Raw genomic sequence first — 12,460 nt, forward strand, 5'->3', positions numbered from 1 at the left:
GCAGGCAGGCGCCGACTACCTGACCGCCCTCGGCCTGCCGGGCTCACCCGGCGCACAGCCCCGCCACACCCCGCCACCCTCGCCCCGCGGCGCTCGCCCAGCACACTCAAGGCTCGCTGCCTTACCTCCGGCCGGTCATCGCCTCCCTGGTCGTCTCGCGGGCGAGGCCGAGGGCCAGGGCGGCGAAGACCATGTCGTGGGCGGGTTTGCGGAGGTGCCAGTAGAGGCGGCCGGGGAGGCCGTCCGGGGCGAACGCCACGGTCTGTTCGAGTTCGCTCTCCGCAGGCGTGCGGCCGGGCAGGGCGGACAGGCGCAGCCATGCCTTGCCCGGCATCCGCACGTCCGACACCAGGGTCAGCTCGTGTTCCGTGCGGCCCGCCACCGTCCACGAGTCGACGGTGTCGCCGACCGTCAGGGTCGTGGGGCGGCCGCGGTGCAGGCCGACGCCGCCGATGAGGTGGTCGATCGCGCCGCGCAGGGCGAAGGCGCCGGGGATGCCCGGCCAGCCGCGTTTCCCGCCGACCTCGGCGATCCGCTCGGCCAGCGCTGCGCGCGGGGCGGCCACGCGCTCGCGGCGGACCTGCCGGATCACGCCTGGCGTCCCCTCGTCGGGCATCGCGGGCGGGTCGCCCACGCCCAGCGCCTCCCGCAGCGCACGGTCCAGCGACGTCCCGCCGCCCGGTGGCGGGTCCAGGACCTCCGACGGCACCAGGTCGTGCTTCAACGACTCCACCAGCGCGCGCACCAGCGGTGCGGGCAGGTCGGTGACGGCCGCCGCCGTCGCGGCCACGGGGATGCCCGCGACCGGGACCGGCACCCGCCACGGCAGGCCCGCGATCCGGGCGCAGCGCTGCACGAGTTCCAGGTACGTCACCGTCTCCGGCCCCGCGATGTCGGCCGCCATCGTCACCGGACCGGACGACGCCGCCCGCACCAGGTGGTACAGCACGTCGCGCACCGCGATGGGGCGGCTGCGGTTGTCCATCCACGACGGCCGCAGCACGATCGGGGCCGACCGCGCGGCCCTGGCCAGGAGCTCGAAGCTCGTCGAGCCAGCCCCGACCACCATCGCCGCGCGCAGCACCAGCGCGGGCACCGGACCGGCGAGGAACACCTCGCCCACCTCGGTCCGCGATGCCAGGTGCTCCGACATGGGCTGGTCCACAGGGGACGGACCGCCCAGGTAGACGATCTGGCGCACCCCGGCGCGCGCGGCCGCCGCCGCGACCCCGCGGGCGATGTCGGCGTCCACGGCCGCGTAGTCCGCGCGGTCCATCGAGTGCACCAGGTGGTACACGACGTCCACATCGGACATCGCCCGGTCGAGCGCCGCCCCGTCGGCCACGTCGCCGCGCACGGCGTCGGGGCCGGGGGGCTGCGAGCGCGACATCGTCCGGACGGCGTGGCCCGCGGCGCGCAGCGCTGGCGTCAGCAGGGTGCCGACGTAGCCGCGCGCCCCGAGCACCAAGCAGCGACTCATGCCCCCACTCTAGGCGGCCAGCTGACGCGCCAGCCCGTCGTAGCCGATGTCGTGCAGGCGCTTGCCGGACAGCGCGTAGTACGCGGCGTCGGCGGTGATGCCGTGCCCCTCCACCATCCGGTTCATGAAGTTGAACAGCGCGCACACCATCACCGCGTCGTGCAGGGCCTTCTCGTCCCAGCCCGCGGCGAACACCTCGGCGGCGTCCTCGGCGGTGACCCGCGACGGCGTGGCGGTGAGCTTGCCGACGTAGCGCAGGACCGGCTTGAGCCGCTCGTCGACGGGCGCGCCGTCGAGGTCGGCCAGCGCGGCGGCCAGCAGCCCCTCCGGGACGCCGAACCGCTGCGCGGTCTCGGTGTGCACGCCGTGGCAGTAGGCGCAGGCGTTCACCCCGGAGACGTACGCCGCGATCAACTCGCGCTCGCCCAGGCTGAACGGCGACGGGCCGCGCATCACGGTCTCGTGGTAGGCCAGCAGCGGCAGCGAGGTCTCCGGGTAGCGCTTGAACACGTCGACCAGGCGCGCGTCATCGGGCAGCGACGGAAGGTGGGGCACGTCGGGCATCCTCTCCACGGGTTCAGGTGAGCGCATCCACGTCGGCGCGGCGCAGCCAGCATGCGGTCAGGTAGACGCGGGTGGCCAGGCCGATCGGGCCCAGCGCGGGCGTGTCGAGTGCCCGGTACGCGCGGTTCCACGACTGGCGCACCGACGCCGACGCCGCCGGTTCGGGATAGGCAGCGGCGATCGACGGCCGGATGGCGCGCCAGTAGCCCGCGCCCGCCCGCACCAGGCCGTCGGCGTCCAGGCCGGGGCGGCCGTGGCGCATCCGGTCGACGGTCACCGCGACCCGGCCGGGGTCGTCGGCCAGCGAGGTCATGCCCAGGCCTGCGAGCAGCCGGTCGGCGTCGAGGCCGAGCAGGATGATCCCCACCTCGGTGTCGACCGGGTCGTCCACCGCGGGCATCGCGAAGCGCAGGTCGGTCTGCTCGGCCACGCGGGTCTCGGTCACGGTGCTCCCACCTTCGCGCGCAGCCCGGCCGCCACCGCGCCCGCGACGCGGGCGGTGGCGACGCGGTGTCCGTCGATGTTGCGGGCCGCCGGGCCCAGTGCCATGGCCGTCGCCGCGCCGACGGCGAGGACGCGCGGCGCGTGCGTGTAGGACAGGGTGCGCGGGTCGAGGTCCGGCCAGCCGTCCACGGCGTTGACCACCGCGTCGGGCAGCAGGCCCGCGCCGATCGACGGCCTGGTGCCCAGGCACAGCGCGACGTGCCCGCCCGCGACGACCCGGCCGTCGGCCAGCCGCACCCGCCCGTCGGCGACGGACTCGACCTCGACGCCGCGGTGCACGGTCAGCCTGCCGTCGGCCTCGGCCGCCTCCAGCAGCGGCCGGAACTCGAACATCACCGACGCGCGCCGGTGCCGGGACATCAGGTCGAGCCGCCGCTCCCAGGGCGTGTCCTGGAACCGGGCGCGGCCCTCCGGCCGGAAGAACGCGGCGTTGACGTCGGCGCACTGGTACCGCTCCTGGCTCGCGCGCATCACCCAGTGCGCCTCGCGACCCGCCGCCAGCGCGTCGGCGAGCAGGTGCGCCGCGCTCAGGCCCGCGCCGACGACGACCAGCGGGCCGTCGTCGGGCACGGGCTCGTCCCAGTACCCCGCGTGCCAGCCGTCGGGAGCCGTGCCGCGCTCCTCGCCCAGGCACAGCACGACGTAGCGCGCCCGCACGTCCCCGGTGTCGGTGCGCAGGACGACGTCCTCCGCGCGCGGGACGACCGACCGCACGGTGGCGCGCCACGTGCGCTCCCCCACGGCATGCGCGTCGGCGACGTGTCCGCAGAAGGCCTCGAAGACGTCCAGCGGCACGACCGAGCGGTGCCCGGCCTGCGCCATGCGCACCTCGCGGCGCTCGACCGGGGTCAGCAGGCCCCAGTGCAGGCGGGCGAAGTCGAGCAGCTCGCAGTCGCGGTAGCCCTCGACGCCGGGGTGGTGCTCGTACGGCGAGCGCAGCACCCGCTGGCCCAGCCGGTCGACGCGGTCGAGGAACCGCCCGCACGTGCGCTCGCCAGCGTCGAGCAGCGCCACGTCCTCGATCCCGAGGTGCCACAGCGCCGAGGCCACCGCCAGGCCCGCGGGACCGGCGCCGACGACGGCGACGGCCACCCGCTCCGGCGGGGTGTCGGCGCGGTGGGCGGGCAGCGGGGTGAGGCCGGGCCACGGCCGCCGCCGCGGCGAGTCCAGCAGCTCCGGCGATGGCATGAAGACAGACGGCACCGATCCCCCAGACGCCAGGTGGTGGAACGGCGGCGGGAGACGCGCTCCCGCCGCCGCCGAAATCAGCCGATGACGGTGACCGGGACGATCATCTCGACCATCGGCCGCTGGGCGATGCCGTCGGCAACGACGCGCTCGAGGTTCGCCGCGATCTGCTCGGGGGTCTCGTCGTCGCCCGCGACGTAGCGGGCGTGGGCGTAGGCGGGCTTGCGGCTCGTGGCCTCGATGTCGAAGGCCATCAGCACGGCCTCGCCGGGGCGGACCTCGCCGTCGAAGAAGGTGAGCCTGCTCAGGTCCGGGGTGAGGAAGGTCCTGGTGAACTGCCGGGAGAGGATCAGCGTCTCCTGGCTGTCGACGAAGTGGGTGTTCTCGTCGGTGGTGACCTGCATGGCCAGCCAGGTCTGGTCGGTCAGGTTGGTCTCGGACTTGATGACCTGCCAGCGGCCGGGCTCGGGCAGGTTGATCGACATCGACACGTCGTGGCCGCTGACGTCGACGGCGCCGGAGATCATCAGGACCCGGCGGCGCACGTCGGCGACGGCGGCCATCTGGATGTCACGGGCCCGGACCCGGCTGGACATGTCCAGGCCGGGAACGTCCAAAGACGACACTGGGAACCTCCTCGGGGAACACCTGGCGAGACCCTCGTCGCCAGGCTGGCACAGGGATCGGGCAAAGCTCAACGAAGCGGTGCGGAGTTTGGGCTGATCGGCCCTGGCCCCCGCAGCCGAAGGGCCGATCAGGCAGCGTCCGCGTCGCTGAACGGCCCGTCGGCGGGCGAGCCGATGTAGAGCACGCCGAAGGTCCCCGGCCGGGGGAAGGACACCTTGACGACCAGGTCCTCGCGCACCAGCACGAAGAACTCGCCGACCTTCTGCACGTCGTCGAGCACCTTGTAGGTGCGGAACACCGAGCCGTCCGCCACGGCGAACAGCATCTTGTACAGGGCGTTCTTGTCCGCCTGGCCCGCGGTGGCCGCCCACTCCTCGAGCTGGGCCATGCCGAGCGAAAGCCGCAGCCGTCTACGTTCCCGGGTCACGGTCGTGCGCCTCCAGCCTGCCGATCACGTCCCCCACATCGAGGTCCGCCTCGGATTGTGACGGAGCGGCGACGGCCTCGGCATATCCCGGCGTGCGCATCATGCGGGCGGTGAGCACCAGGCTCTCCAGGTAGTGGCGCACGACGGTGGTGTCACCGGTGCGCTGCTGGTTGGCCAGGGCGAGCGCGAGCCTGCGCATCGCGACCCTGCGGCCCTTCGGGGGCAGCGCGGACAGCGCGACGGTGATCACGTCGGCCATCCTGGCGTCGGCCTTGCTGCGGGTTGACCCTGCGCGGGCCGCCATCGCCGTCATCTCGCACTCCCCTCGCCGCGGGCTGGGCGAGTTCCAGTGTGCGACCGACGACGTCCGGTCGGCCAGTGCGAGGAGCACCGGCCGACCGGGAAGCTGTCACGCCGAAACCGTTATCCCGTCACGTTTCGCCGAACGGTGCTCTGTGGAGGGACATCGGGCACGTCGCGAGTGGACGGGTCGCCGTAGTGCTGCTTGGTCTTGTTCTCGGTGTCGAGCCGGTCGCGCATCCGCGTCAGCACCTTGATCGTGATGGCGTGCGCCACGGCGATCAGGATCAACACGATACCCAGGCGCAGCGCGATCGCCTGCACCCCGTCGCCCTCGCCGATGTCGGTCGCGGTGATCAGCAGGAGCACGCCGAGGACGGCGATGCTGAACAGGGTGGTCACGAGCCGGGCCATCGACTTCGCCGACGCGGGGTCGGCGTAGGAACGGACCAGGTAGCGCAGGCCGCTGCGGTAGATGATGGCGGCGTCGACCGCGACCAGTACGACGCCGAGCACGAGAATGGCCAGATAGGTGCCGTCATCCACGAGCGGTCTCCCTCCTAGAGCGGCGATCACTGGCCGTGAGGTACCCGGTTCGCCCCGGCGCGAAACGGGTACTGCCCCGGCATGACCAGCGACCGCAGCCAGGCCGAGAGCCTGGACGAGGAATCCCTTGACCTCGACCCCCTGGAGGCGGGCGTCGAACCACCCGAGCGGTGGGCCGAGGCGACCAACCACGGCACCACCCCGAACGAGGCCCGCGAGGGCGAGAGCCTGGACAGCAAACTGGCCGAGGAGGAGCCGGACATCCCGGTGCCCGACCCGGAGGCCCCCGCCGAGGACGCCGACCGCCTCGAGGGCGGGCCCGAGGAGGCCCCGCCCGTCGACCGCCTGCACCGGCCGCCGACCGAGGCGGCGGGCCGCGGCCAGTCGGCCGACGAGGCGGGCGGGTCCGTGGCGAAGTCCCTGCGTGAGGATCACCCCGAGTGACTAAAGGGAACCGCCGACCGGACGGGCTGGGGGATGACTGTCCGGTCGGCGGTCCAGGTCGCCGGCGCGCCGGCTGCGACGTGCGTCCGAGCGGACGGGGGACGTGTCCGCCTGGGAAACGTCGACCGGCCCTGCTGCAGGCGGCGACACCTCTTCAACGCGCGGCCGCCACTAAACGTTCCTCACGGAGCGTGACCCTGCTCACCGACCTGCCGGTCGGCCGCCACGACGGTAGCTTCGGGGGATGATCGGACTGCCCGATTCCACGACCGCCTGCCTTTTCGACCTCGACGGGGTGCTGACCAGCACCGCGACACTGCACGAGGCCGCGTGGCGCAAGACTTTCGACGGCTTCCTCGCCGGGTGGCCCGAGGGTGACCGCGAGCCGTTCACCCACGTCGACTACCTCGCCTCCGTCGACGGCCGCCCGCGCGCCGACGGCGTGCGCACCTTCCTCGCCACCCGGGGCATCACCCTGCCGGAGGGCACGCCCGACGACTCCCCCGAGCTGCCCACCGTGCACGGGGTCGGCAACCGCAAGAACGAACTGCTGTTGGCCACTATCGAGGAGCAGGGCGTGGAGCCGTACGCCGGGTCCGTCGCCTACCTCAAGGCCGCCCGGGACGCGGGCCTGGCCATCGGGGTGGTGACGTCCTCGGCCAACGGCGAGGCCGTGCTCGCCTCCGCGCACCTGACCGAGTACGTGCAGGCCCGCGTCGACGGCGTCGTCATCGCCAGGGACGGGCTGGCGGGCAAGCCCGCGCCGGACTCCTTCCTCGCCGGCGCCCGGGCCCTCGGCGCGTCCCCGGAGCGCACTGCCGTGTTCGAGGACGCCATCTCCGGCGTCGAGGCGGGCACGGCGGGCGGCTTCGGCTACGTGGTGGGCGTCAACCGCGCGGGCACCCCCGACCACGCCGACGCGCTGCGCGCCCGCGGCGCGGACATCGTCGTCGACGACCTGGCCGACCTGTTGGGGGCGCCGTGATCCCGGGGTTCGAGTGCGCGCCGTGGGAGCTGCGCTGGCGGGGGCTCGCGGTGGACAACCTGCACCGGACAGAGTCGACCTTCGCGTTGAGCAACGGGCACATCGGGCTGCGCGGCTCGCTCGACGAGGGCGAGCCCGTCGGCCTGCCGGGCACGTACCTCAACGGCTTCTACGAGGCCCACGACCTGCCCTACGCCGAGGCGGGCTACGGCTACCCGGAGGCGGGCCAGACGATCGTCAACGTCACCGACGGCAAGATCATCCGGCTGCTGATCGACGACGAGCCGCTGGACATGCGCTACGGCAAGGCGCACTCCCACCAGCGCACCCTCGACTTCCGCACCGGCGTGCTCACCCGCGAGACGGAGTGGGAGTCCCCGACCGGGGCGCTCGTGCGGCTGCGCTCCCAGCGGCTGGTGTCGTTCACCCAGCGCGCGGTGGCCGCGATCCGCTACGAGGTCGAGCCGGTCGACCGGCCGCTGCAGCTGGTCGTGCAGTCCGACCTGCTGGCCAACGAGCCCATCGTCTCCGAGAGCCGCGACCCCCGGGTGGCCGCCGCGCTGCGCGACCCGCTGGTGGCGGAGTTCCAGCACGGCGAGGGCGAGCGCGCGGTCCTGGTCCACCGCACCCGCAAGTCCGAGCTGCGCATGGCCGCGGGCATGGACCACGAGATCACCTCGCCGGACAACCTGCGCTCGGGGCTCACGGTGGAGACGGACCTGGCCCGGCTCACCGCCGCGGTCGACGTCGGGCTCGGCGAGCGGCTGTGCGTGACGAAGTACCTCGGCTACGGGTGGTCCGGGCAGCGCTCCGCGCCCGCGCTGCGCGCGCAGGTGGAGGCGGCGCTGGCGGGCGCGCGGCAGACCGGATGGGCCGGGCTGCTGGCCGAGCAGCGCCGGTTCCTCGACGACTTCTGGGACGTCGCCGACGTCGAGATCGACGGCGACCCCGAGCTGCAGCAGGCGCTGCGGTTCGCGCTGTTCCACATCGTGCAGGCGGGCGTGCGCGGGGAGAACCGGGCCATCCCCGGCAAGGGGCTGACCGGGCCCGGCTACGACGGGCACGCGTTCTGGGACACCGAGACGTTCGTGCTGCCGGTGCTGACCTACACCGTGCCCGCCGCCGCCCGCGACGCCCTGCGCTGGCGGCACAGCACGCTGCCGAAGGCCCGCGAGCGCGCCCACGTGCTGGGCAAGAAGGGCGCGGCGTTCCCGTGGCGGTCCATCAACGGCGCGGAGTGCTCGGCGTACTGGCCCGCGGGCACGGCGGCGTTCCACGTCTCCGCCGACATCGCCGACGCGGTCTCCCGCTACGTCGCCGCCACCGAGGACGGGGACTTCGACCGCAACGAGGGCACCGAGCTGCTGGTGGAGACCGCACGGCTGTGGATGTCGCTGGGCCACTACGACCCGCACGACGGGTTCCGCATCGATGGCGTCACCGGGCCCGACGAGTACACCGCGGTGGTGGACAACAACATCTACACCAACGTCATGGCCCAGAAGAACCTGACCGAGGCGGTGGCGGCGTGCGAGCGCAACCCGGACTCGGCCGAACGGCTCGGGGTCGACGCCGACGAGCTGGCGGCGTGGCGGCACGCGGCTGAGGAGATGTGCGTCCCGTTCGACAACCTGCTCGGCGTGCACCCGCAGTCGGAGGGGTTCACCTCGCACGAGCCGTGGGACTTCGCGGGCACGCCCGAGGACAACTACCCGCTGATGCTCAACTACCCGTACTTCGACCTGTACCGCAAGCAGGTCGTCAAGCAGGCCGACCTCGTGCTGGCCCTGCACCTGCGCGGCGACCTGTTCACGCTGGAGCAGAAGGCGGCGGACTTCGCCTACTACGAAGCGCGCACCATCCGCGACTCCTCGCTCTCGGCAGCGACCCAGGCCGTGGTGGCCGCCGAGTGCGGGCACCTGGACCTCGCCTTCGACTACCTGGCCGAGACGGCGCTGATCGATCTGCAGGACCTGCACGAGAACGTGCGCAACGGGCTGCACATGGCGTCGCTGGCCGGGGCGTGGCTGGCGCTCGTCGCCGGGTTCGGCGGCATGCGCGACCACCACGGCGAGCTCACCTTCGCGCCCCGGCTGCCGAGCGCGCTGTCGCGGGCGTCGTTCCGGATGTGCTGGCGGGGCAGCCGGATCTGCGTGGAGATCGAGCGGGACACCGCGTCCTACCGGCTGGTGAGCGGCGACCCGGTGCGGTCGGCCCACCACGGCGAGCCGGTGGAGATCGGCCCGGAACCGGTGTCGATGGCGATCCCGCCGGTCCCGGAGTTCCCCATCCCGTCGCCGCCGCCCGGGCGGGAGCCGCGCCGGAAATGACGACGCGACCGCCCCTTGTGGGGACGGCCGCGTGCCGGTCGTCTCAGGGACGTCGGGGTCTCAGGGACGGCGGGACAGCAGCGCCAGCGCCTGGGTGAGGGCGGTGTGCGCGGCGTCGGTCCGCTCGGCCCGCAGGTGCCTGCGGGCGAGGCCGACGGCCTCGGCGGCGGGCAGCACGACGCAGGTGTCGCCGATGGCGGCGGTGCGGGCGAGTGCGCCCAGCAGGTCGTCGGCCACCAGGTCATGGCTGGGCGACGGCGAGTCCAGGGCGACCAGGGCGGCCTCGACGGCCCGGCGGAGGTCCAGGCCGGGCGAAGGCGATCCGAGCGCGGGTGGTGCGTCCAACTGACGGGTCATGGCGGCTCCTGGAGGGTCGGCCCGCGCCGATGCGGGTCGGTCATAGGGAGCATGGATCGCGAGCGGCGGTGACGCCGGTCACGCCACCCGGGTGGGTGACCGGCCCGATGGTCCTGAGTGGACGATCTCAGAGGATGGGGAGGTCGGCGCGCGCCGCCTCCAGGGACGCGACCGCGAGCACCGGCTTGCCCGCGCGCAGCGCCGCGATGCCCCGGCGCACGTCGGCCACGGCGCCGGTGAGCAGGCAGGTCTCGCCCAGGGCCGCGGTCCACGCCAGCCCGGCGGTCAGCTCGGCGACCGCCACGTCCGCGGTCGGATCGGCCAGCACCCGGTCGATCGAGGCCGCCAGCCGCAGGCCGGGCCGCGGCCGCACCACATTGGGCCGCGGCGGCGGGGTGAAACGGGCACGCGGGACGGCGGCGGCCTCCGTCGAACCCGGGTGCGCGGTCAGCGTGCGGTCTGTTGTGGACATAAGGGTCATGAGGAGCGGCCTCGATTCGTCTGGGGGGTGGCGGCGGGGCCCACCGAATACCCTACTGCGATTGTGCGGAAACTCACCGGGCGAGTTGGGGACGGCTCCGTTAAATAATCGATTCACCGCACAGGTGTTCGACACAGGAGTTACACTGGACGCATGTCCTTGCCACTGCAACAGTCGCTGCTCGACGGGCCCGGTGATCCGGAACTGGCTCCACTGACCGGAATCCGCCGCGCCCCGCTGTCGGCGACGGCATGGATCGACCTGCTCCCCGGCTGGCTTTCCGGCGCGGACGAGGTCTTCGCCCACCTTTCCGAATCGGTTCCGTGGCGGGCGGAGAGGCGTAGAATGTACGACGGCGTCGTCGCCGTTCCCCGGCTGCTCTCGTTCTACCGGGAGGGCGCCCCACTCCCCCACCCGATCCTCACCGAGGCCCGGGCCGCCCTGACCGCCCACTACGGCGTCGAGTTCACCACCGCGGGCCTCTGCTACTACCGAGACGGCCGCGACAGCGTCGCCTGGCACGGCGACCGCATCGGCCGGGGCGCCACCGAGGACACCCACGTCGCCATCCTCTCGGTCGGTGCCCCACGATCCCTCCACCTCCGCCCCCGAGGCGGCGGCGAGACCCTCCGCCACCCCCTCGGCCACGGCGACCTCCTGGTGATGGGCGGGGACTGCCAACGCACCTGGGACCACGCCATCCCGAAGACAGCCAAGCCGGTCGGCCCCCGCATCAGCATCCAATTCCGCCCCAGCGGCGTCCGCTGAGGCGGAAGGCTCGGCCAGCGGCGCGACGGAGAAGGCGACTCGACACCTGGCACGGGCACCGCTGCGAGCCACCGCAGCCCCGGGTGACGGCGCACCACCGACCTACCATCGGCTGGGCAGCGCGGTCGGGCGGTTGACGGTCCGGCGGACGCAGGTCTAGCGGGCTGCGGTGATGACGCATGACCGCAGGCGGCATAAGGCTCGGTGGCCGCAGGTGGGTGCGGCGACGGCGTGGACAGAGGGCGGCTAGGGCGCTCAGCTGGCGCTTTGGCCGGTCTAGCTGTGCCGAGGGGTCTAGCGTGCGGGACGTGGTCATCGGCTGTGGGATGGACGGCTCTGGCCTGCCCTTCCCGGCGGGCGTCACCTCCTCTCCTCGATGCTGCTTTGCACTCCCCCGGGATAGCTGCACCGCCCCCGCCGACCCACACTGCGGTGCTCTTCCCCTTAGGCCCACTATCTTGATAGTTGTATCCCCATACCGTCCTCCACGCTCCCCATTGCCCATCCAGCACCTCGGCCGCTATCTTGAAACTGGATAGGGACTTGCGAGCTCAGGAGAGGCATGGACGCCGGTGACGTGGGCAGGCTCTTGTTCGGCAGGCCGAGCAGGCTGCGGCTGGCGTTGTGGATCTATCAGCACGCCGGGCCGCGGTTCTTCCAGTCCGAGCCGCCCAAGACCGTGATCGCGCAGTCGGCCACCGGGGTCGAGTTGGGGCGGTTGGTGGATCTGGGCATGCTCACCGAGTACCGCGAGCCCGCTAACCGGCGGGTGTACTACGAGCGGACGCGGAGCCCGTTGTGGTCGATCATCGCGGCGGCCGCGAAGGTGGTCGACCCGGTCGACAAGTGACCGTCGCGGGCCGAAGTGACCGTCACGGACCGTCAGGGGCGTCGTCGGGGCCCGCTGGGCCGCCGCCTCGGTGGACGCCGCCGGGCGGCTTCATCTCGGCGACGTCCACGACCGACTCCGCCGTTGCGGTGTCGCCCTCCAGCACCGCCACGATCATCGCCTTGTCCCCCACCTCCGCTGACTGCACCATCGTGTCGCCGGTGATGACATACGTGCGGGTGAAGCCGTCCTCACTGCGGGCTGTCACCGAGTCGTCCGTGATTTCCAGGATTTCACCGGTTTGAGTGAGCTGGGTGTAGTACTCCCCGTCATCGTTCTTCATCACCGTCTCGCCATGAAGGGCGGCAACGTCGCCCATCGGGCCTGCCATGCGGATCATCGGGCCGCCGCCGCGGCCGTCGTGTTCGCCCGCGGCCGTGCTGGCGGCCCAGACGGCGGCGCCACCGGCGGCCGCGATGCCGACGGCGACCGCGGCGGCGACGGCGGTCTTGCGCCAGTTCCAGCGGCGCGGCTCCTCGGGGGCCGCGCCCCAGGTGGGTTCCACGGGCTGCGGGTCAGCGGGGGTCTCGGTCAACGCGTCCTCCTCAGACGGAACTGTCGACACCCACC

16 protein-coding genes are annotated in these 12,460 nt (G+C 73.1%); 5 read left to right on the forward strand and 11 right to left on the reverse strand.

Features of this window, described 5'->3' with window-relative positions:
* Nucleotides 1–121: 121 nt before the first annotated feature.
* The 8 genes from Actkin_RS18295 to Actkin_RS18330 all read right to left on the reverse strand — a co-directional run bounded on the left by Actkin_RS18295 (nucleotide 122) and on the right by Actkin_RS18330 (nucleotide 5,636).
* Nucleotides 122–1,480: a DUF2867 domain-containing protein gene (locus Actkin_RS18295; protein WP_258903549.1), complete on the reverse strand. Its 1,359-nt coding sequence runs from the start codon at nucleotides 1,478–1,480 to the stop codon at nucleotides 122–124.
* 9 nt (nucleotides 1,481–1,489) lie between these two features.
* Nucleotides 1,490–2,044, reverse strand: a complete 555-nt coding sequence (locus Actkin_RS18300; protein ID WP_258903550.1) for a carboxymuconolactone decarboxylase family protein — start codon at nucleotides 2,042–2,044, stop codon at nucleotides 1,490–1,492.
* Nucleotides 2,045–2,057: 13 nt separating this feature from the next.
* Entirely contained in the window at nucleotides 2,058–2,489 is a 432-nt protein-coding gene (locus tag Actkin_RS18305; RefSeq protein ID WP_258903551.1) for a DUF6187 family protein, read from the reverse strand.
* Nucleotides 2,486–3,736 carry an NAD(P)-binding protein gene (locus tag Actkin_RS18310; protein ID WP_258903552.1) on the reverse strand — a complete coding sequence of 417 codons (1,251 nt, stop codon included), beginning with the start codon at nucleotides 3,734–3,736 and terminating at the stop codon, nucleotides 2,486–2,488. The genes Actkin_RS18305 and Actkin_RS18310 overlap by 4 nt, the downstream gene beginning before the upstream one ends.
* A 77-nt stretch (nucleotides 3,737–3,813) precedes the next feature.
* A complete protein-coding gene (locus Actkin_RS18315; protein ID WP_258903553.1) occupies nucleotides 3,814–4,362 on the reverse strand; it encodes a DUF6423 family protein in 549 nt (182 codons plus the stop codon).
* A 128-nt stretch (nucleotides 4,363–4,490) separates the two neighbouring features.
* Nucleotides 4,491–4,790, reverse strand: coding sequence for a DUF6235 family protein (locus Actkin_RS18320; protein WP_189210744.1), 300 nt, complete (start codon nucleotides 4,788–4,790; stop codon nucleotides 4,491–4,493).
* Nucleotides 4,774–5,103 carry a hypothetical protein gene (locus tag Actkin_RS18325; protein WP_189210745.1) on the reverse strand — a complete coding sequence of 110 codons (330 nt, stop codon included), beginning with the start codon at nucleotides 5,101–5,103 and terminating at the stop codon, nucleotides 4,774–4,776. The genes Actkin_RS18320 and Actkin_RS18325 overlap by 17 nt, the downstream gene beginning before the upstream one ends.
* A gap of 110 nt (nucleotides 5,104–5,213) precedes the next feature.
* Nucleotides 5,214–5,636, reverse strand: a complete 423-nt coding sequence (locus tag Actkin_RS18330; protein WP_189210746.1) for a hypothetical protein — start codon at nucleotides 5,634–5,636, stop codon at nucleotides 5,214–5,216.
* An 81-nt stretch (nucleotides 5,637–5,717) separates the two neighbouring features.
* Between Actkin_RS18330 and Actkin_RS18335 the strand changes: the two genes are divergently transcribed.
* From Actkin_RS18335 to Actkin_RS18345, 3 genes are all read left to right on the forward strand, one after another.
* Nucleotides 5,718–6,080 (forward strand): hypothetical protein, encoded by a 363-nt coding sequence (locus Actkin_RS18335; RefSeq protein ID WP_258903554.1) that lies wholly within the window; start codon nucleotides 5,718–5,720, stop codon nucleotides 6,078–6,080.
* A 244-nt stretch (nucleotides 6,081–6,324) separates the two neighbouring features.
* Entirely contained in the window at nucleotides 6,325–7,065 is a 741-nt protein-coding gene (locus tag Actkin_RS18340; protein ID WP_258903555.1) for an HAD family hydrolase, read from the forward strand.
* Nucleotides 7,062–9,395, forward strand: coding sequence for a glycoside hydrolase family 65 protein (locus Actkin_RS18345; RefSeq protein ID WP_258903556.1), 2,334 nt, complete (start codon nucleotides 7,062–7,064; stop codon nucleotides 9,393–9,395). Before Actkin_RS18340 ends, Actkin_RS18345 begins: the two co-directional genes overlap by 4 nt.
* 60 nt (nucleotides 9,396–9,455) lie before the next feature.
* Here Actkin_RS18345 and Actkin_RS18350 read toward each other — a convergent pair whose 3' ends face one another.
* Nucleotides 9,456–9,752, reverse strand: coding sequence for a hypothetical protein (locus Actkin_RS18350; protein WP_189210750.1), 297 nt, complete (start codon nucleotides 9,750–9,752; stop codon nucleotides 9,456–9,458).
* Nucleotides 9,753–9,879: 127 nt separating this feature from the next.
* Nucleotides 9,880–10,224, reverse strand: a complete 345-nt coding sequence (locus Actkin_RS18355; RefSeq protein ID WP_189210751.1) for a hypothetical protein — start codon at nucleotides 10,222–10,224, stop codon at nucleotides 9,880–9,882.
* 162 nt (nucleotides 10,225–10,386) lie between these two features.
* On the opposite strand from Actkin_RS18355, the gene Actkin_RS18360 reads away from it, so the two are divergent.
* Both Actkin_RS18360 and Actkin_RS18365 read left to right on the forward strand, forming a co-directional pair.
* Nucleotides 10,387–11,001, forward strand: a complete 615-nt coding sequence (locus Actkin_RS18360; RefSeq protein ID WP_258903557.1) for an alpha-ketoglutarate-dependent dioxygenase AlkB — start codon at nucleotides 10,387–10,389, stop codon at nucleotides 10,999–11,001.
* A 562-nt stretch (nucleotides 11,002–11,563) separates the two neighbouring features.
* Nucleotides 11,564–11,851 (forward strand): hypothetical protein, encoded by a 288-nt coding sequence (locus Actkin_RS18365; RefSeq protein ID WP_189210753.1) that lies wholly within the window; start codon nucleotides 11,564–11,566, stop codon nucleotides 11,849–11,851.
* Between the two features lie 22 nt (nucleotides 11,852–11,873).
* On the opposite strand, the gene Actkin_RS18370 is transcribed toward Actkin_RS18365, so the two are convergent.
* The gene (locus tag Actkin_RS18370) at nucleotides 11,874–12,425 is read right to left on the reverse strand and encodes a hypothetical protein (RefSeq protein WP_258903558.1); all 552 of its coding nucleotides are present in this window, start codon (nucleotides 12,423–12,425) and stop codon (nucleotides 11,874–11,876) included.
* Nucleotides 12,426–12,460: the final 35 nt, after the last annotated feature.

This window comes from Actinokineospora sp. UTMC 2448, assembly GCF_024760565.1.
In the GTDB taxonomy this organism is placed as follows: Bacteria; Actinomycetota; Actinomycetes; order Mycobacteriales; family Pseudonocardiaceae; genus Actinokineospora; species Actinokineospora fastidiosa.